General features: G+C 43.7%; 18 protein-coding genes. 16 read left to right on the forward strand and 2 right to left on the reverse strand.

The genetic code is table 11. From position 1 onward, the window contains the following. Positions 1-22: 22 nt before the first annotated feature. From OTG27_RS18575 to OTG27_RS18585, 3 genes are all read left to right on the forward strand, one after another. Entirely contained in the window at positions 23-718 is a 696-nt protein-coding gene (locus tag OTG27_RS18575; protein ID WP_034309718.1) for a CoA transferase subunit A, read from the forward strand. Between the two features lie 16 nt (positions 719-734). Next, positions 735-1,382, forward strand: a complete 648-nt coding sequence (locus tag OTG27_RS18580) for a 3-oxoacid CoA-transferase subunit B (RefSeq protein ID WP_191928637.1) — start codon at positions 735-737, stop codon at positions 1,380-1,382. A gap of 945 nt (positions 1,383-2,327) precedes the next feature. Next, positions 2,328-3,230 carry a peptidoglycan-binding protein gene (locus tag OTG27_RS18585; protein WP_268937711.1) on the forward strand — a complete coding sequence of 301 codons (903 nt, stop codon included), beginning with the start codon at positions 2,328-2,330 and terminating at the stop codon, positions 3,228-3,230. A gap of 81 nt (positions 3,231-3,311) precedes the next feature. Here the strand turns inward: OTG27_RS18585 and OTG27_RS18590 are convergent, their stop codons facing one another. Then, complete coding sequence (locus OTG27_RS18590; RefSeq protein ID WP_268937712.1) at positions 3,312-4,160, reverse strand: HAD-IIB family hydrolase; 849 nt, start codon at positions 4,158-4,160, stop codon at positions 3,312-3,314. A 138-nt stretch (positions 4,161-4,298) separates the two neighbouring features. On the opposite strand from OTG27_RS18590, the gene OTG27_RS18595 reads away from it, so the two are divergent. Continuing rightward, positions 4,299-5,288, forward strand: coding sequence for a LacI family DNA-binding transcriptional regulator (locus tag OTG27_RS18595; protein WP_268937713.1), 990 nt, complete (start codon positions 4,299-4,301; stop codon positions 5,286-5,288). Positions 5,289-5,527: 239 nt separating this feature from the next. On the opposite strand, the gene OTG27_RS18600 is transcribed toward OTG27_RS18595, so the two are convergent. Further along, entirely contained in the window at positions 5,528-6,013 is a 486-nt protein-coding gene (locus tag OTG27_RS18600) for a GNAT family N-acetyltransferase (protein WP_268937714.1), read from the reverse strand. Positions 6,014-6,199: 186 nt separating this feature from the next. On the opposite strand from OTG27_RS18600, the gene OTG27_RS18605 reads away from it, so the two are divergent. The 12 genes from OTG27_RS18605 to OTG27_RS18660 all read left to right on the forward strand — a co-directional run bounded on the left by OTG27_RS18605 (position 6,200) and on the right by OTG27_RS18660 (position 18,888). Further along, positions 6,200-7,681, forward strand: a complete 1,482-nt coding sequence (locus OTG27_RS18605; RefSeq protein ID WP_268937715.1) for a sigma-54 interaction domain-containing protein — start codon at positions 6,200-6,202, stop codon at positions 7,679-7,681. Positions 7,682-8,188: 507 nt separating this feature from the next. Next, entirely contained in the window at positions 8,189-9,625 is a 1,437-nt protein-coding gene (kamA, locus tag OTG27_RS18610) for a lysine 2,3-aminomutase (protein WP_268937744.1), read from the forward strand. Between the two features lie 2 nt (positions 9,626-9,627). Continuing rightward, positions 9,628-9,894 (forward strand): YokU family protein, encoded by a 267-nt coding sequence (locus OTG27_RS18615; RefSeq protein ID WP_048688594.1) that lies wholly within the window; start codon positions 9,628-9,630, stop codon positions 9,892-9,894. A gap of 65 nt (positions 9,895-9,959) precedes the next feature. After that, a complete protein-coding gene (gene ablB, locus OTG27_RS18620) occupies positions 9,960-10,823 on the forward strand; it encodes a putative beta-lysine N-acetyltransferase (protein ID WP_268937716.1) in 864 nt (287 codons plus the stop codon). Positions 10,824-10,835: 12 nt separating this feature from the next. Beyond that, a complete protein-coding gene (locus tag OTG27_RS18625; protein ID WP_063575319.1) occupies positions 10,836-11,075 on the forward strand; it encodes a ferredoxin in 240 nt (79 codons plus the stop codon). A gap of 44 nt (positions 11,076-11,119) precedes the next feature. Further along, positions 11,120-12,487: an aspartate aminotransferase family protein gene (locus tag OTG27_RS18630; protein ID WP_268937717.1), complete on the forward strand. Its 1,368-nt coding sequence runs from the start codon at positions 11,120-11,122 to the stop codon at positions 12,485-12,487. A gap of 10 nt (positions 12,488-12,497) precedes the next feature. Then, a complete protein-coding gene (locus OTG27_RS18635) occupies positions 12,498-13,196 on the forward strand; it encodes a CoA transferase subunit A (RefSeq protein ID WP_307730120.1) in 699 nt (232 codons plus the stop codon). Beyond that, positions 13,181-13,843 (forward strand): 3-oxoacid CoA-transferase subunit B, encoded by a 663-nt coding sequence (locus OTG27_RS18640; RefSeq protein WP_268937718.1) that lies wholly within the window; start codon positions 13,181-13,183, stop codon positions 13,841-13,843. Before OTG27_RS18635 ends, OTG27_RS18640 begins: the two co-directional genes overlap by 16 nt. Before the next feature lie 19 nt (positions 13,844-13,862). After that, entirely contained in the window at positions 13,863-15,044 is a 1,182-nt protein-coding gene (locus tag OTG27_RS18645; RefSeq protein ID WP_268937719.1) for a thiolase family protein, read from the forward strand. Between the two features lie 11 nt (positions 15,045-15,055). Then, positions 15,056-16,381 carry a peptidase gene (locus tag OTG27_RS18650; RefSeq protein ID WP_268937720.1) on the forward strand — a complete coding sequence of 442 codons (1,326 nt, stop codon included), beginning with the start codon at positions 15,056-15,058 and terminating at the stop codon, positions 16,379-16,381. Between the two features lie 121 nt (positions 16,382-16,502). After that, on the forward strand, positions 16,503-17,996 hold the full coding sequence (locus OTG27_RS18655) for an amino acid permease (protein WP_082609300.1): 1,494 nt from the start codon (positions 16,503-16,505) through the stop codon (positions 17,994-17,996). A 292-nt stretch (positions 17,997-18,288) separates the two neighbouring features. Continuing rightward, entirely contained in the window at positions 18,289-18,888 is a 600-nt protein-coding gene (locus tag OTG27_RS18660; protein ID WP_268937721.1) for a DUF7010 family protein, read from the forward strand. The last annotated feature ends 392 nt before the right edge of the window (positions 18,889-19,280 follow it).

Genomic DNA, 19,280 nt, shown 5'->3' on the forward strand with positions numbered 1-19,280 from the left:
TTAAGAATGGAGATGATGGAAAATGAGTAAATTATTAACATCTTTTGATAGCGCTATTCAACAAATCGAGGATGGAGCAACCATTATCGTAGGCGGGTTCGGATTAAGCGGAATACCAGAGAAACTAATCATTGCTTTGCGTAACAAAGGTGTAAAGGATTTGACGATTGTCAGCAACAATTGCGGAGTCGATGACTGGGGTCTTGGTCTATTGCTTGAAAATAAACAAATCAAAAAAATGATCGCTTCTTATGTTGGGGAAAATAAATTATTTGAACAGCAATTTTTAAGTGGCGAGCTGGAGGTCGAACTAGTTCCCCAAGGAACGCTGGCCGAGCGTTTAAGAGCGGGCGGAGCGGGAATTCCTGCCTTTTATACAGCTACAGGAGTAGGGACGGAAGTCGCAAAAGGTAAAGAACATAAAGAGTTTGATGGCCGCACATACATTATGGAAAAAGGAATAGTCGGGGATTTTGCCTTTGTAAAAGCCTGGAAAGCAGATCATTTCGGTAATCTTGTATATCGGAAAACGGCAAGGAATTTTAACCCTGTCGTTGCCACCGCAGGGAAAGTCACACTTGTCGAAGTGGAGGAGCTTGTGGGCACAGGGGAGCTCGATCCAGATGAAATTCATACTTCAGGGGTTTATGTACAAAAAGTGCTTGTAGGAAATGACTATGAAAAACGAATTGAAAGACTTACAACTGCTAACGCATAAAAAGGAGGAGTATCGAATGACTAGACAACTAATTTTAGAACGGGCCGTTAAAGAAATCAAAGATGGGATGTGTGTGAATTTAGGGATCGGAATGCCGACCTTGATTGCCAACATGATTCCAAATGACTTTAATGTCATGCTTCAATCGGAAAATGGCTTACTCGGAATCGGGCCTTATCCCCAAAAGGATGAAGTTGATCCGGATTTGATCAATGCAGGAAAAGAAACGGTAACGGCAAAAGCGGGGGCATCATTTTTTGATAGCGCTGAATCATTCGCAATGATTCGCGGCGGCCACATCGACCTAGCCATTTTAGGCGGGATGGAAGTTTCCGAGAATGGGGACTTGGCAAACTGGATGATTCCTGGGAAGATGGTAAAAGGAATGGGAGGAGCGATGGACCTCGTCCAAGGCGCAAAACGAATTGTCGTCATCATGGACCATGTGAACAAGCATGGGGAATCCAAAGTGAAAAAAAGCTGTACATTGCCATTGACGGGAGAAAAAGTCGTCCATTGCCTGATTACCGAACTGGCCGTTTTTCAATTTACAGACACTGGCATGGAACTGATTGAATTGCAAAATGGGGTAACACTTGATGAAGTGAAAAGTAAAACAGAGGCTGACTTTACAATAAGCCCCTCTATTGAAATCAAAGCGTAAGGTTAAGAGATTAATAAAATAATACATGATTAGACGGCTTTCATTCGCAAACGGGCGAACGGAAGCCGTCTTTTTTTGGGGGAATTATCTTTCTATTTGAAGAACGAAAGGCCTTTTCACCACAGTTATTAATACTTGGCAGGCATTCGGCGGAAAGGGAGGGGATTTCTGAAGGAGGGGATGTGTATGGATTTCCACTCCAGGCACTCGCTTTCCGCGGGCGGTCCGTCCTCGACGCTTCACGCCTGCGGGGTCTCCCTTGGCCACGTTTTCCTGCAGGAGTCTCGTACCTTCCGTTCCAATCAACTGGACTTCTTTTTTAGGAAATGTTGTAGGAAAACTGGCAATTCTCTCCATTCGTCTACAGTCTGGCGGTTCCATCAAATTTTCGGTAAAAGGAGTATCGGATTGCTCACCCCGAACAAGATTTTAAAAAGTAAATCATCAACTTTCAATGCTAGCCTTTAGAAAAAACCGCAGTGGCTCATCTTGAAACATGTTGAAGACTAGATTATTCTTCATGTTTTTATACTGTAACCCTTAAAGGATGGAAGAAATATGCGACACTCCTGCCGAAAAACTGGCTAGCCGAGACCCCGGAGACGTTTACGTCGAGGAGGCTTGGCAGACAGTCGGCGGAAAGGGAGCGGATTTCTGAAATCAGCGGAAAAAACTGTAGGCTACTCTGAACTGCCCCGTAAATGTTAGACACAAAACTAATATTTACGGGGTTTTTTTATGGCTAATTTTTCTGCCGAATAACTGGCTAGCCGGAGACCCCACAGACGCTTGCATCGAGGAGGCTTAGCAGGCAGTCGGCGGAAAAGGAGCGGATAAATAACATATCACTTCTATTCTCTATTAAATGAGAACAAACTTTACCAACTCTGCTACTTTTCCGTTAAAAAGTCTTATATAAACTTTGATGGGAACCTAAAAGGAGGGATGAAAGTGAAAGTAGCATTACGGACATTATTGGAGCGGTCAGTGAAAAAGATGGGCAAAGGGATGAATCCTATTGTGAAGGCAGCAGCATTGGAAATGGTGGAACGTGCTTATAATGAAGGAATCACTGTACAGATAAGTGCAGGTTACCGCTCTTTGGAAGAGCAAGCCAACCTTTTTGGTCAAGGGCGAGTTTACAGCTACAAAGGCAAAAACTATAGTAATCTAGCTAAACCGATCGTGACGAACGCTAAGCCTGGGCAATCCTATCATAATTTTGGACTGGCTATTGATTTCTTCATTGTGAGTGATGATGGCAAGAAAGCGATATGGACAGTGAACTCAAAATGGCAGCGTGTGGCTGCCATAGGTAAAGAATTAGGATTTATCTGGGGCGGGGATTGGAGTTCATTCAAGGATTACCCCCACTTGGAGATGACAGGCGGGTTATCTTTTACACAGTTACAAGCAGGAAAAGAACCTCATATTACTTCTCCAAAGACCAGCAAAGGAGATGGGCATATAATGTCCATACAAAAAACGATAAATAGCCGATATAAAACGTCTATTGCCGTAGATGGCGTTTATGGTCCCAAAACCCGATCGGCCCTTATAAAAGGTTTACAAGTGGAACTGAATAAGCAATTCAATAAAAAGCTAGTTGTCGATGGAAAATGGGGACCTAAAACCAAGACTGCGGTCATCACTATAAAAAAAGGAGCTAGCTGCAATATCACATGGATTCTACAAGCAGCGTTATATATGAAAGGATTTAACCCCGGTACTCTTGACGGAGAATTCGGGGAAAAAACCGAGGCGGCATTATATAAATACCAGAAAGCAAACAGGATTTCCGCTGATAAGCTTGCAGGCAAAGTAACATGGAATGAATTGTTTGCTTGATGGAAAATCCATACCGTTAGCAGAAAGTAAAGCTGTGCAAGAGCGCATCAACTACCTTTTCCTCATTACTTATACTTCCACTCAAATAGTAATGATGGATTGCAAAGTTCTTAATATTCCTTTGGAGTACGTACCTGTCGCTATTTTAGTATGAGCTTCCTTTGCTTCTTGAGTTGCATTCCCAACAAGGTAACCATGTTTAACACTTTTTAACATGAGCAAATCATTGCCGCTATCCCCGAAAGCAAAGGCATGCTCCCGATTCAGCCCGAATTTGTCTAGCATAAAACGGACAATCTCATTTTTTCCAGTGCCTAATGGAATGAAGTCTATATCATAACTATCTTCAGGATCGCCGGCAAGGGGATTGCAACGATTGATATTTATCCCTATCCCATACTCTTTGGCCACCCTCTGGATGGAAGCTAAATTCTTCTTGTCGACGGATTCCTGTTGTATTTGATAATAATAATTTCTTTTGTAGCGTGAACTTCCCATTTGAGTCTGAGGAATCAATGGTATATTGCCGTTAAGTAGAACATTATAAATTTCATCGACTTTCCCCTTATTAAATTCTTCGATATTAATCTGCGAATGCCAATCTGGATCACTTTCCAAAAAGTTATTCTCCGAGAAATAGGTGATTTCGGTTCCTAAGTCACTGGCAATAAAATGCGGGAAAAACCTGAATCCACCTTGTTTCATTTTATGTAATATTGATTCGATACTACTCCCGGTGACCCAGCCAAAGACAAGTTCGTCATCCATGCTTTTTGCTTCTAAGTAATTTTCAAGCTCATATAAATCTTCCTGTCTCTCGTGACTCATGTAATGAGGGCAATAGGTCTCATCGAAATCACAGAATACAATGTATTTTGGGTCTTCAACCTTTGGCAATAACTGAAACCCGCCCTTTTTATTCAAAAACATGACAATCCCTCCATTCGCTAAAGATATAACTTTTTAAAAATACAACTCAGATAAATTTTGTTAATATATTAGGAACGGTTTAATCATAACTTCTGAAATCGATAACATGTCAACCACTTATTACAAGGATGGGATTAAATGACGAGAATTAGCGAGATTGCCAAGATATGTAATGTCTCTAAAACAACGGTATCCAGAGTCTTAAATAATCATCCATATGTATCGAAAGAAAAGAGGGAACAAATCTTAAAGGTCATGGAAGAGCTTGATTATGCACCGAGTACACTAGCCCGGAATTTTAGGACAAATAAAACCCAAACCATTGCAATATCAGTCCCAAGTTTCGATCATCCATTCTTTGCCCAATTGGTTAAAGGAGTATCTCTAGCAGCCTTGGAAAATGATTATAAAGTTCTCATTTTTCAAACATTTTATGATGCGAAAAATGAATTGGATGTTATGGGGAAATTAAAGAATAGAGAAGTAGATGGGGTTATTTTAGGAGCGTTAGAAAATGAATGGAATGCAATCAAGCCTTATTTGAAATACGGCCCTATTTTACTGTGTAATGAATACCATCATTCCGCTTCTATACCGATTATTGGATATGATGAATTCGAAGCGACTTACAAAGCGGTTAAGCATTTAATAGAAAAAGGCCATAGGAAAATAGGTTTTTGTTACGATACTACTTATAGTCAGGCTCAGGGTCAAAGAAAAGAAGGATTTATAAAAGCGTTAGCGGATAATAATTTACTACATAATGACGATTGGATATTTGGACATGGATTTAATATTGAAGATGGATTCCGTATTTGTGATGAAATAGTAAAATTAAAAGAAAAACCTACTGCCTTATTTACTGGAAATGACCAGGTAGCAGCAGGAATTATTAAAAAGGCAACTGTGTTGGGCTACAAAATACCGGAATGCCTAGCCATAGTTGGTTATGATAATCAATCTATTTGCCAAGTCACAACCCCGACCATAACCACAATCAATATACCGATTATGGAACTGGGACAACGCACTGTAATAGAATTGATAAAATATTTAAATGAAGATTTGAAATTAAAGCGCGACATTATTAAATTGCCTACAGAACTTAAAATCAGAGAATCAACCTAACCTTCATAAAGATATAAAAGCTCCTTATTCAGTTCATTATCCTTTCAGACAAATACTCAAGAATTCTAAGGGATGTAATCGGCCCTGCCTCGGGAATAATTCGTCCTACCCCGGGAATAATCTCACCAACCCCAGAATAATTCGACTTTCCCGGGAAATAATTCCCCTAAACCTAACATAATTCGACTTACCACGGAATGATCCTTCCTATACACAAATCTGCTATTCATCTATGGAATTCAATCAAGTTCCAAGCACCAATCATTGCATTGCACAAAGCTTCCTGGCGGGTATTCGAATTCACATTCGGAGATGAGGTTGAAGCCGAGCTTGCGGCAAATTGCGTTAGATGCAGGATTAGTGATCGAAGGGAATGCGTGAATGTATTTGTAATTTCGTTCGGCTTTGATTTTCTCCATCAGTGCCTTGACGGCATGAGATGCGATTCCTTTTCCTTGAAAGGAAGGGAGGACGCTCCAGCCGATTTCGTACACGAATTCATCGTTCCACACTTTTTGCCAGTAGCCAACGGAACCGGCTGCCTTTGCCTCTGGAAACGGGATGATGCTAAACATGCATCCCTTATCACCAATCTGTAGATACCGCTGATGACGCTTCAAGATTTGTTCATTACTTTCTGGTCCGCCAAGATGTTCCATCATTTCTGGGGCATTTAGTTGAAATAGTAATGGAAGGTCTTTATCTTCCCACGGTTTAATTTCCAATCTAGTTTCCGAAATCCGACTCACCCCTAAATATTATATTTTCTTTTATAATCTTCTTGGCTTAATGCGAGATTCCTTTATTTGACCTTATTATTCTATTGCCTTTGTGCTGAAGTTTGATTTTAATAAGAATAAAGAGATGAATGTTTCCCATTAAATGCTATAATTTACAGGTGATTCTATCAAATGGCAGAGAACGGAGATGAAGAAATGAAATCTTCAGTAAATCAGTTTTCCACTCAATTTGAATGGATATTGAATGTGATCAATGTGGGTGTCCATATTGTGAATAAGGATGGGGATACGGTCTTTTACAATGAAATGATGGCGCATATCGACGGGCTGGATCGGGAGCAGGTGCTGGGGGAGAATATTTTTCAGCTTTATCCTTCATTGACAGATGAATCCAGTACGCTGCATGTGGCCTTGGAAAAAGGCAATGAAACGATTGAGTCCATTCAAACATATGTAAATTTAAAGGAGAAAAAAATAACGTCGATCAATAGTACGTATCCTTTGTATGAGGATGGTGAAATTATTGGGGCAGTGGAAATCGCAAAGGATATTACGAAGGTCATGAATATGTATGACCAAATTGTCGATTTGCGTTCCCAGCTGGCCGAGACGCATAGGAAAAATAAGTTTTCTGAAGGGACGGCGACCTATCATTTTAGTGATTTGATCGGCAATAGTCCTTCTTTTAAGCAAGCGATTTCCTTGGCGAAAAAAGCGGCCCGTACACATTCCCCAGTCATGATTTATGGACCAACAGGGACAGGGAAGGAACTGGTCGCCCAAAGTATACATAATGTAAGTGCTCAGCGAAATCAGCCTTTCATCGCGCAAAACTGTGCGGCCGTTCCAAAGGAATTGATGGAGGGGCTCCTGTTCGGCACGACGAAAGGGGCTTTTACCGGAGCGATGGATCGCATGGGCATTTTTGAGCAGGCAAATGGCGGTACTCTTTTCCTTGATGAGCTGAATAGCCTCGACCTCGGTCTGCAGGCAAAATTGCTGCGGGTGCTTCAGGAAGGTGAAGTGCGCCGTGTTGGAGGTTCGAAGGAGCAAAAGATTAATGTGAAAATCATAGCTGCGATGAACATTTCTCCGGAAGAGGCGTTGGAGCGGGGAATCATTCGTTCGGATTTGTTTTTTCGCCTCAATGTCGTAACGGTCCAGATGCCTTCTCTTTCCGAGCGTAAAACGGATATTCCGGAAATCGTCAATCACTTCATTCAAAAATTCAACAAATCATTTTTTACGGAAGTGCGCGGGATCAGTCAAAAGGCGATGCAGCGGCTTCTTCAATATCCATGGCCCGGGAACATTCGTGAACTGGGACATGCCATCGAGTTAACCTTTAACGTCATGGACGCTGGGGAAGATATGATTGATGAACATCATCTTCCTGCTTATCTTTTCCCTTCAGGAAATTATGCTGCAGCAAATGCGCAGAGCCAGCCTTCCCCTTTGAAAAACAGGATTGATTTACCTGTCGTTCTTGAAGAAATGGAAAGGGAAATGATCATCAATATGTTCGAGAAATATAACGGGAATATCAGCAAAACGGCAGAAGCCCTCAATATTAAAAGGCAGGGACTGCAATATAAGCTAAACAAGTACGGCATTGAAAAAGTTTATACGGCAGGGTCGAAGGAATCCAAGTGAATTTAGTTTTTTGGAAACGCTATCACTGTCATATCATGATGTAATCTAAAGAGACTTTCAGAATGTAGACAAGCTCGATGAAAATCGAGTTCGTCTACATTTTTTTGCTTTTACAAATTTGGACGTTGATTGGAACGTAGGGCACTCGCCTTCCGCGGGCGGTCCGCCCGAGGCGCATTTACGCCTGTGGGCTCTCCCTTGGACTCGCTATTCCCGCAGGATTCTCGCACACTCGCTCTCCAATCAACTATGTTTAAAAATTTGGATAGAACTCCTTTTGTCTACAAACTGGAGGGCTCTTGTGTAAAGAGAGCCTTCTTTTTTATTGCTTGGCGCAAAGAATCTGTCTGCAAAAAATTATGCATAATGAAAAATATCTTGCGGTTTTAAGCTCGTTTTACCCCCATTTGCTTATGATTTCCTTGTTATTAATGTTGGCATCATTCTTGCGAGAGTATATATATAAGTTCTTACAATAAGGGGGCATTTTAAATGAATTTGATGGGAATGGATGTAAAACATAAAGAATACCTAGGTGGACGCAGGCATTATAATGATATCGAATTGTGGAAGGATGTAACGGAAGAGCAGTGGAATGATTGGATCTGGCAATTGACCAATACAATTAAAACACTGGATGATCTGAAAAAGGTCGTCAACCTGACACCGGATGAAGAGGAAGGAGTCCGGATTTCGACTCAAACGATTCCGTTGAACATTACTCCTTATTATGCTTCATTGATGAATCCCGATGATCCTCGCTGTCCGATTCGTTTACAGTCGGTACCGCTTTCGGCAGAAATGAACAAGACTAGATATGATTTGGAGGATCCGCTGCATGAGGATGAGGATTCCCCTGTTCCAGGATTGACGCATCGTTATCCGGATCGCGTTCTATTCCTTGTAACGAACCAATGCTCCATGTACTGCAGATATTGTACACGACGCCGTTTTTCAGGTCAGGTTGGCATGGGTGTTCCCAAGAAACAGCTTGACGGGGCGATTGAATATATCCGGAACACTCCGGAAGTGAGGGACGTCCTGATCTCTGGCGGTGACGGCCTGTTGATCAATGATAAGATCCTTGAATACGTATTGAGTAACCTGCGCGCCATCCCGCATGTGGAAATCATCCGGATCGGCACACGTGCACCGGTCGTTTTCCCGCAGAGGATTACGGAAAATTTATGTAATATTCTGAAAAAGTACCATCCGGTTTGGTTGAATACGCATTTCAATCATTCACTTGAACTGACGGATGAAGCGAAAAAAGCATGTGACATGCTCTCGATGGCAGGTGTGCCGCTTGGTAATCAGGCAGTCATCCTCGCTGGTATCAACGATAGTGTCCATATCATGAAAAAGCTTATGCATGACTGTGTTAAAGCAAGGGTAAGACCTTATTACATTTATCAATGTGATCTATCTGAAGGGATTGGCCATTTCCGGGCGCCGGTTTCAAAAGGACTGGAAATCATTGAAGCGCTGCGCGGCCATACATCAGGATATGCAGTGCCAACCTTTGTGGTGGATGCTCCTGGCGGCGGCGGAAAGATTGCCTTGACCCCGAATTACCTTCTTTCGCAAAGTCCGGATAAAGTCGTTTTACGGAACTTTGAAGGAGTTATCACTAGCTATCCGGAGCCGAAGAACTATGTTGCCGGCAGTGCGGATGCTTACTTTGATGAAGTATATGGTACTGCGGATAGGAAAGAAGCCGTCGGGATTTCCGCGCTCATGACGGATGAGAAATTCAACTTGGTGCCAGAGGGCCTTCGTCGTCTTGACAAGAGAAAAGCGTATGAAAGCACTGATGAACATGCTTCTTTGAAGGATCGCCGTGATAAACGGGATGAAATGAAGGAAAAATTAAGGTTGGCCCAAGAAAAAAAGAATGCCTTGGCCGCTAGCGGCTCGGTGAAATCTGATGGCAAGGAGGAATGAAGATGGACTGCTTATGGTGCAATACCCCAAACGTAGAAGAAAGTGAAAAGAAGGATTGTTACTGGATCATGCCTGACGGGAAACGCTCAATAAAAGTCCTTCAAGTTCCGGCTATAAACTGTCCTGAATGCGGAATCTATGTGTCTGATTCAATGAATCAAAAGGTGGATGAAGCCTTATCCATATATGATGTGAGTGAATATCCTGATGAGTTTACGTATGAACAGCTTCTTCAGGCACCTGTCAAAAAATTATTCAATTGGAAATAGAATGCCGGGAGAAGCGGATGTTAGGCATCTCTTCTCCCGAATTCTTTAAATAAGGGGGATACATGATGCCTGTTCAAAAGCTGCCTTTTTTCACCCAAATGGAGACCGGGGATTGTTATACGATGGAGCTCTATCATGATCATGCCAATCAGCGCTTGCGCATGGATGATTATCGGGGAAATATCAAAAAAGCGATCGATCGGGCCCTTGCCATCGCAAAGGAGCAGGGCTTTACAAAAGTGATACTTAAAGCAAGGAATGAAGATTTACCAGCGGCGTTAGGTCAGGGATTCATGCTGGAAGGAATATTGAACAAGTATTTCAAAGGGAATGATGCCTATTTCATGGCCTTCTATTTAACGGATGAAAGGCGGACTAGCGACTTTTGGGTCAAGGAAGATATGGTCATCCAAGATGTAACCAAGGTTTCTAGACCGATTGAATCCCTGCAAATACCTGACGGTTATATCCTCCGGTCTGCTGCGGAGAAAGATGCACAAGAGCTGGCGAAGCTATATGGTGCCATTTTTGAAACCTACCCTACACCGATGAATGATGAACGATATATCAAGAAAGTGATGGAGGAAGGGACGATCTTTAGTGTTATCGAATATGAAGGAACCATCGTGAGTGCTGCATCCGCTGAAGTGAATGAAATGTATCATAATGCTGAAATAACGGACTGTGCAACAATTCCCCAGCATCGAAAGCATGGTTTCATGAAGGTGCTCATCTCGGCATTGGAACAAGAATTATTCAAGAAAAACATTTATTGCTCATATTCATTGGCCCGATCATTGTCAATGGGCATGAACGCCGTCTTTCATCAGCTGGGTTATGAATATGGCGGCAGATTAACGAAGAATTGCAATATTTGGGATAAGTATGAGGACATGAATATTTGGGGTAAAGATTTATCCCTCAAGTAGGAGGATTTTTCTATGGCTAAATACACATGGGTTGATAAAGAAACGTGCATTGCGTGCGGGGCGTGCGGTTCAACAGGTCCTGAGATTTATGACTATGACGATCAAGGGATCGCTTTCGTCATCTTGGACGATAATCAAGGGATTGCCGAGGTTCCTGAAACCTTGCATGATGACATGCAAGATGCCATGGAAGGCTGCCCTACAGAATCCATCCTGATTCAGGATGAGCCTTTTAGTCTTTTAAGAACGTAATAGATTAATAGATAATGTGTACGAACGTTAAAAGGAGAGATGACATGACACGCAATTATTTGATTAAGCCTACTTTAGATCATGACTATCCCACTATCTCTCATGGGAATGGAATTTATCTTTATGATATAGATGGAAATCAGTATATAGATGGATCATCAGGAGCGGTCACAGCAAGTATTGGCCATGGCGTATTGGATGTTGTCGAGGCAATGACGGAGCAGGCCCGCAAAGTTTCTTTTGCATATAGGTCTCATTTTACGAGTGAAGCCGCAGAGGCATTGGCCAAAAAGCTAAGTGAGTTGGCTCCAGGGGATTTGAATTGGTCATTTTTCGTGAATAGTGGATCGGAAGCGACCGAAACGGCGATGAAGATCGCGATTCAACATTGGCAAGAAAAAGGGTTTGAGCGAAAAAACCGCATCGTCTCCAGGTGGACGAGTTATCACGGGATCACGATGGGCGCTTTATCGATGTCCGGCCATGTACCAAGAAGAAAGCGTTTTGTGCCGCTATTGGAGGATTTCCCTAGCATTTCGGCTCCATACTGTTATCGCTGTCCTTATAATAATGAAACTTCCGGATGCAAGCTTCAGTGTGCAAATGAACTGGAGACAGCCATTCAAAGGGTCGGATCCGAGAATATCGCCGCCTTCATTGCAGAACCGATAATCGGGGCATCCGCTGGTGCTGTAACACCGCCGGATGGCTACTATCAAAGGATTAAGGAAATCTGCGAAAACTATGACATTCTTTTTATTGCCGATGAGGTAATGACGGGAATCGGACGGACAGGAAAAATGTTCGCGATGGAACACTGGGGAGTCACTCCGGATATCATCGCATTGGGTAAAGGAATGAGCGCAGGCTATACTCCAATGGCAGCCACAATGGTTACTGACCGTGTCATGGAGCCCATTTTAAAAGGCTCGAAATCAATCATGGCTGGACACACATATAGTGCAAACCCTCTATCTGCTGCCGTTTCATTGGAAGTGCTTTCCTACATTGAGGGAAATGACCTGGTTCAGGCAGCGGAAAAGAAAGGTCAATATCTGTTTAAGAAGCTGCAAGGATTGGCTGAGAAATTCGACATCATTGGTGATGTAAGAGGGAAAGGGCTGCTCCTTGGGCTTGAGTTTGTCTCCGATCGGATTTCAAAAACTCCATTCGACTTGCAAATCGGCCTGACTACAAGGCTTGTCAATAAGGCTTTTGCGAAGGGGTTGTTAATCTATCCTGCTGCAGGTGCGATTGAAGGAATCGCTGGCGATGCGGTTATTTTATCTCCGCCATTAATCATTACGAATGAAGAAATCGACCGCCTCGTCATGATACTGGAAGCTTCCCTCGATGAGTTGCAGCAAGAATTGCACGTGGAAGGTTTGATTGAAGACATGCAGGCTATTTAGGAGGAACGGTATGAAGCAGGTCATTACGAAGAAAAACAAAATTGTGACCATGGAAGAAGCGCTGGAGCATATTTCCGATGGATGCACACTCATGTATGGCGGATTTGGCGGAGTGGGGACTCCTCCGACACTTGTACAGGGTATCCTTGACAAGGGCGTTAAGGAATTGACGTTGATTGGCAATGATACTGGATTCCCTGATATCGGCATTGGCCGGCTTGTGACCGCTGAAAGGGCAAAGAAAGTGATCGCCTCGCATATCGGATCCAATCCTAATGCCGGCAAGCTCATGACTGAAGGAAAGCTGCAAGTCGAATTTTCACCGCAGGGTACATTAGCCGAACGGATTCGTGCCGGCGGTGTAGGCTTAGGCGGGATTTTTGTCGATGTCGGGATTGGTACGATAGCCGAAGAAGGCAAGGACAAGATTGTGATAGAAGGAAAAGAATATTTGGTGGAAACCGCTTTGACGGCTGAGGTCAGCATCGTCCATGCCAAAAAGGCCGATTCACTTGGGAATTTAATGTATGACAAGACTGCATGTAATTTCAATCCGCTGGTAGCGATGGCAGGGGCCTTTACGATTGCGGAAGTGGAGGAAATCGTTCCTGCAGGCGAATTGGATCCGGAATGTATTGCCACACCAGGCATTTATGTAGATATGGTGATTCCGACAAAAGGGGTGAATTGGAAATGGGCATGGCAGTAGATGTACGAAATCGCATCGCGAAACGCGCCGCCAAGGAAATCCATGACGGATTGATCGTCAATTTAGGCATCGGCATCCCAACCTTGGTGGCAGATCATATTCCTCAAGATATCCATGTGCTGTTCCATGCGGAAAATGGGGTTCTCGGTACAGGTCCAAGTCCTGATCCCGGAAAAGAAGATCCTGCCCTCTGTAATGCGGGAGGTTTCCCGATCACCACTGTAATGGGAGCTTCTTACTTTGACAGTGCAACGGCATTTGGGATGATCAGGAAAGGATACATCGACATCACTATCCTTGGAGCCCTGGAAGTTAGTGAAAAAGGGGATTTGGCGAATTGGATCGTCCCAGGAAAGCGGGTGCCGGGTATGGGCGGGGCAATGGAGCTTGCCCAGAAAGCCAAAAAGGTGATCGTCCTGATGAATCACGTGAATAAGCAGGGTGAATCGAAGATCTTGAAGACATGTACGCTGCCATTGACGGCTAGAAAGAGTGTGGATTTAATCATTACGGATATGGCAGTCATGGAAGTTACTGAAGAGGGATTGGTGCTAAAGGAAGTCATGGCGCCATATACAGTGGATGATGTGCTAAGGAATACAGAGGCATCTTTGAAAATCCATGTTGCCGTCAACACCATTGAATAGGTAAGAGGAGGAAAAAAGCTTGAATGAGGTTGTCATCGTTGCTGGGGCACGAACTGCAGTTGGAACTTTTGGAAAATCACTCAGGAATGTTAAAGCTACCGAATTGGGCCGTCAAGTATTGGAAGGTTTAATGGAAAATTCCGGTTTGGGTAAAGAAAAAGTCAATGAAGTGATTTTCGGACACGGCTATGTCCACGGAGGCGGACTTAACTCGGCACGAATTTCGTCGCAGCTGGCATGTTTCCCATACAGTGTCCCGGGACACGTTGTAATCAAAGCATGTGGATCAGGTTTAAAGGCCATTACCAACGCCGCTTTAACTATCGCTGCTGGTCAAGAAGACGTCATTATTGCCGGCGGAGTGGAGAGCATGAGCAATGTGCCTTATATCGTGAAAAATAGATGGGGCGGTAAATTTGGAAACGTAACGATGGAGGATGCTCTGCTGGCAGATGGATTAATATGTTCCTTGGAAAATGATCATATGGGAATCACTGCCGAGCGCTTGGCTGAAAAATATGGTATCCGACGTGAAGAACAGGATCAATTTGCTTATCAAAGCCACAAGAAGGCTTGGAAAGCTATAGAAGAGGGTCGCTTTAATAGAGAAATTATTTCACTTAAAATCAAGGATCGAAAAGGTCTTCAAATCTTCAACCATGACGAAGGGGTACGCGAAGACATTCATCTAGATCAACTAGCCAGTCTTCCAGCAGTATTCAAAAATGAAGGAACCATTACGGCAGGAAATGCCTGTCCTATGAATGATGGGGCTGCAGCTGTACTTTTAATGTCCAAGCAGCAAGCAGAAGAAAAGGGATTAAAACCGCTCTTGAAAATAAAGGCTTTTGCCAGTGCAGGAGTGGAACCTGGAGTTATGGGGATTGGTCCAGTACCCGCTACTCGAAAGGCATTGGAAAAAGCAGGTCTATCTTTACGGGATATCGGACTGATTGAACTTAATGAAGCCTTTGCTGCCCAAGCACTTGCAGTGATCAAAGAGTTAGATTTGAATCCGGATATTGTCAATGTCAATGGGGGGGCAATTGCACTTGGTCACCCTGTAGGAGCAACAGGTGCAAAATTGACAGTCACACTGATGCATGAAATGTTGCGTTCACAAGTTAAGTACGGAATGGTAACGTTGTGTATGGCAGGCGGAATGGGACTTTCAGTAATCTATGAGAATATGTGTAATTAAGGAGGATAAACGTGCCGGATATACAAAAACGGATAAACCAATGGATCAAGGATCATCGGGAAGAAGGAACGAATCTATTGCAAAAAATGGTACAAGCTCCGAGTACACAAGGAAATGAAGCAGGGGCACAGGCCATCGTCGCCCAAAAGCTGCAGGAAATGGGTTTGCAGATCGATAGTTGGGAACCTGATGGCGGGGAGCTGAAAAAGCATTCTCATTTCTATTCACCACGCAGTGAATTTTCCAACAGCCCCAATGTGGTTGGTATCATGAAAGGGACTGGAGGCGGACGTTCCATCATCTTGAACGGACACATCGATGTCGTTCCGGACGGAGACCGCGATCAGTGGGACGAAGACCCATATAGCGGAGCGATTAAGAATGGAAGGATGTTTGGACGCGGCGTAACCGATATGAAGGGGGGAAATGTTTCGCTGATCCTGGCGATGCAGGCTTTGAAGGAAAATGGCATCCAATTAAAAGGAGATGTCATTTTTCAAAGTGTGATTGAAGAAGAAAGCGGCGGTGCCGGAACATTAGCGGCTGTCCTGAGGGGATATAAAGCCGATGCCGCCCTGATCCCTGAACCGACGAATATGAGGATCTTCCCGAAACAGCAGGGTTCGATGTGGTTCCGAATCCATGTTAAAGGCAGGTCAGCCCATGGCGGAACAAGGTATGAAGGCGTTAGTGCGATTGAAAAAAGCATGACCGTCATCAATCATATTCGTGCCTTGGAAGAAAAGCGAAATGCACGTATCAGTGATCCGCTTTATCAGAACACGCCCATTCCGATTCCAATCAATCTAGGCGTCATTGAAGGCGGTAATTGGCCGTCATCCGTTCCCGACCTTGTGAAAGTCGAAGGAAGGATGGGTGTGGCGCCGGAGGAAACGATGGAGCAGGCGAAAGACGAAATGGCAGCCTGGTTGCTGCAACTCGGGGAAGCGGACCAATGGTTCAAGGAAAACCCGCCCGTATTGGAATGGTTCGGGGCACGCTGGGTTCCAGGGGCAATTGATGTAGAGCATGAACTGATGAATGCACTTGTTCATCAATATCGTCAGGTTGCCGGACAGGACCCGGTCATTGAAGCCTCCCCTTGGGGAACGGACGGGGGATTGCTGACACATGTCGGTGAAACGCCAGCAATCGTTTTCGGACCGGGAGTAACCGAGGTTGCCCACTATCCAAATGAATACATCCTGCTCGACAACGTGTTCTCCACAGCCGAAATCATTGCGCTCACTCTAATTCAATGGTGTGGAATGGAGACTGAGCAGGATGGGGTCACCCAATCCGGGAAGAGAGAGACTATACCGGGAAATGGCAATTGAAATGGATGGCATCCCAGCAAGTGAAGCGAACGATTAAGTCTTTCACAAAGCGGTTGTTAAAAAACTCTTTTATTCTTGAACTTTTAACTTTAAAAGAAAATGAGGTAGGAACCTTATGGACATGAATCTCATTGATAATGAAGAACCGACAGTTAAAAGGAATCCCATTGATAATCAAGAACCGACAGTTAAAAGGCAACTGAAAGCAAGACATATGACCATGATTGCCATTGGCGGTTCAATAGGAACCGGATTATTCCTGGCGAGCGGGGCAACCATCCAGAGCGCAGGGCCCGGCGGTGCCCTCGCTGCCTATGCCTGCATTGGGATCATGGTTTATTTCCTGATGACGAGCTTAGGGGAAATGGCGACATATATGCCTGTGTCGGGATCCTTTTCCACCTATGCCACACGCTTTGTTGATCCCGCATTCGGCTTTGCACTTGGCTGGAATTACTGGTTTAACTGGGCAGTCACCCTTGCCGTGGAAATAGCTGCAGCAGCCATCATCATGAAATTCTGGCTCCCTGATGTACCCAGCCTGATTTGGAGTGCCTTATTTCTTGGAATCGTCTTCACCCTCAACGCACTATCCATTAAAAGCTATGGTGAATCTGAATATTGGTTTGCACTAATAAAAGTCATTGCCATCATTTGCTTCATCATTATTGGTTTATTGACCATATTGGGGATTTTTGGCGGAAAGGTGATCGGATTTGAAAACTTCACCATGGATGAGGCACCATTCAAGGGAGGATTTTTATCGATCATCTCAATCTTTCTAATCGCGGGATTTTCTTTTCAAGGCACAGAACTGGTTGGTATTGCTGCCGGGGAAAGTGAAGAACCCGAAAAAAATGTTCCGAATGCAATCCGCCAAGTATTTTGGCGCATCCTATTATTTTACATCGGGGCCATCCTGATACTTGGTCTCTTAATACCGTATACGAGTCCAAGCTTGTTGAACGGAAATGTCGAAAATATTTCTGTAAGCCCTTTCACGCTTGTCTTTGAACGGGCAGGGCTGGCATTCGCGGCATCCGTCATGAATGCGGTCGTGTTAACCTCCTTACTGTCCGCCGGGAACTCGGGGCTATATGCATCAACGCGGATGTTATGGTCTATGGCAAAAGATCATCAAGCTCCCAAATTCCTGGCCAAAGTCAACCGCAGGGGGATCCCGATGAATGCCTTGATCATGACATCCATAATTGGGGGATTCGCCTTCTTGACCTCCATTTTCGGGGACCATGTATTTACATGGCTATTGAATGCATCCGGGCTGACTGGCTTCATCGCCTGGATTGGAATCGCCATAAGCCATTATCGCTTTAGACGAGCCTATGTTGCACAGGGTGGTGACCTGAACGAACTCAAATATAAAGCAAAATGGTTTCCATTCGGTCCGATTCTTTCATTCACCCTGTGCATACTCGTCATAGCAGGACAGAACTATGGAGCATTCCTAAGCGGCAGCATCGACTGGTATGGAGTCGCTGTCTCCTATATCGGATTACCGATATTCCTGGGAGTCTGGCTAGGATACAAGATTTATCATAAGACCAAATTAATAGCATTAAAAGATTGTCAATTCGATAAATCAGATGTGGCTTGATACCAATGGAAAAAACCTGAGCTCCCCTTTGGGGACTCAGGTTTTTTTATGAAGATTTGTATCGAAAATCGAATTATATCTGCGAAAAACGGAATATATCTGCGAAAAACGGAATATATCTGCGAAAAACGGAATATATCTGCGAAAAACGGAATATATCAACGAAAATCGAATTATATCTACGAAACGGCAATTATCTCATCTCAAATGATTTTTTTATAGCTGAATAATTGGGGAAGTGGTGCAATATTATTCTATGTACGATTATACTGTGGATGAAAGGAAACTGATGATGAAAGAGACGTTTCGCGGTTCTGGAATTGGAGTCATTTTCATGGCGGTCTTCGGAACACTTTGGGCGGGTACCGGTGTAATGGGATTGCAGGGGTGGGGATTTCCATACGTGGAACTCGCAGCCATATTCGTGGGAATCATCATGGTCATCGTTGGCTTTTCATTAATACATGGTTCACAAAAAATGTCCAATCAAGTTTCAGATGATGGGGCAAGACGTCTTAAGCGTATCGGATTTTTGTTTAATATGGTCTTCATTGCCGAAGGTTTGCTGATTGGGATTGCCATTGCCATCTGTAACTTGATCAATCAGACCGATCTTATACCGGGAGTCATCGCCATTATTGTCGGGATTCATTTTTTACCATTGGCGTCACTTTTCCAAATCAAGGTTTATTATGCAACAGGTGTGCTTCTCTGTTTATTGGCGCTTATTACATGGATGATTGTGCCAGACACCGTCATGGTTGGGGAGCACCAAATCCTTGCACCGTTATCATTGCTCGGCTTTGGATGCGCGCTAATACTCTGGACCACTGGACTTACGCTATGGCTAGGAATAAAGAATTCAAGCCGAACGATAGCCGATGAAGAATGAATCAATGAAAAAACCCGTCATGGTGAACGGGTTTTTTCATTTAATTTTTCATCCAGGTCAAGAGCCTGACAATTTGAAATGGTTCATTCCAAACGAGAATGAAACTTAAAAGAAAGAATGCAGCCACAGCCAAAAATTTCGACATTCCTCTTTCATTTTTATACATGGCCCCTAAGCTGCATAACAAACCAATTAGCAACGCACCGAATCCTGAAATCATAAGCAGCTCGGACGCTTTTGAAAAGCTAGGGAACAGGAAAATGATAGGATACCAATCACTGCAAATACGATTGACCAATTGCTTAAACGTTTCATAGAAACCCCTTTTTTACTAATTATACCAATTTGGTGTTAGTAATGAAATGAAAAAAATTGAGGTTGTCACTTATGGG

Source organism: Peribacillus sp. AS_2, assembly GCF_026891895.1.
GTDB lineage: Bacteria > Bacillota > Bacilli > Bacillales > DSM-1321 > Peribacillus > Peribacillus frigoritolerans.

Coding starts and splice junctions, on each gene's coding strand:
- OTG27_RS18575 (WP_034309718.1), top strand. CDS start 23: ATGAGTAAATTATTAACATCTTTTGATAGCGCTATTCAACAAATCGAG.
- OTG27_RS18635 (WP_307730120.1), top strand. CDS start 12,498: ATGAAGCAGGTCATTACGAAGAAAAACAAAATTGTGACCATGGAAGAA.
- OTG27_RS18595 (WP_268937713.1), top strand. CDS start 4,299: ATGACGAGAATTAGCGAGATTGCCAAGATATGTAATGTCTCTAAAACA.
- OTG27_RS18590 (WP_268937712.1), bottom strand. CDS start 4,160: ATGTTTTTGAATAAAAAGGGCGGGTTTCAGTTATTGCCAAAGGTTGAA.
- OTG27_RS18585 (WP_268937711.1), top strand. CDS start 2,328: ATGAAAGTGAAAGTAGCATTACGGACATTATTGGAGCGGTCAGTGAAA.
- OTG27_RS18615 (WP_048688594.1), top strand. CDS start 9,628: ATGGACTGCTTATGGTGCAATACCCCAAACGTAGAAGAAAGTGAAAAG.
- OTG27_RS18655 (WP_082609300.1), top strand. CDS start 16,503: ATGAATCTCATTGATAATGAAGAACCGACAGTTAAAAGGAATCCCATT.
- OTG27_RS18605 (WP_268937715.1), top strand. CDS start 6,200: ATGGCAGAGAACGGAGATGAAGAAATGAAATCTTCAGTAAATCAGTTT.
- kamA (WP_268937744.1), top strand. CDS start 8,189: ATGGATGTAAAACATAAAGAATACCTAGGTGGACGCAGGCATTATAAT.
- OTG27_RS18630 (WP_268937717.1), top strand. CDS start 11,120: ATGACACGCAATTATTTGATTAAGCCTACTTTAGATCATGACTATCCC.
- OTG27_RS18640 (WP_268937718.1), top strand. CDS start 13,181: ATGGGCATGGCAGTAGATGTACGAAATCGCATCGCGAAACGCGCCGCC.
- OTG27_RS18580 (WP_191928637.1), top strand. CDS start 735: ATGACTAGACAACTAATTTTAGAACGGGCCGTTAAAGAAATCAAAGAT.
- OTG27_RS18625 (WP_063575319.1), top strand. CDS start 10,836: ATGGCTAAATACACATGGGTTGATAAAGAAACGTGCATTGCGTGCGGG.
- OTG27_RS18660 (WP_268937721.1), top strand. CDS start 18,289: ATGAAAGAGACGTTTCGCGGTTCTGGAATTGGAGTCATTTTCATGGCG.
- ablB (WP_268937716.1), top strand. CDS start 9,960: ATGCCTGTTCAAAAGCTGCCTTTTTTCACCCAAATGGAGACCGGGGAT.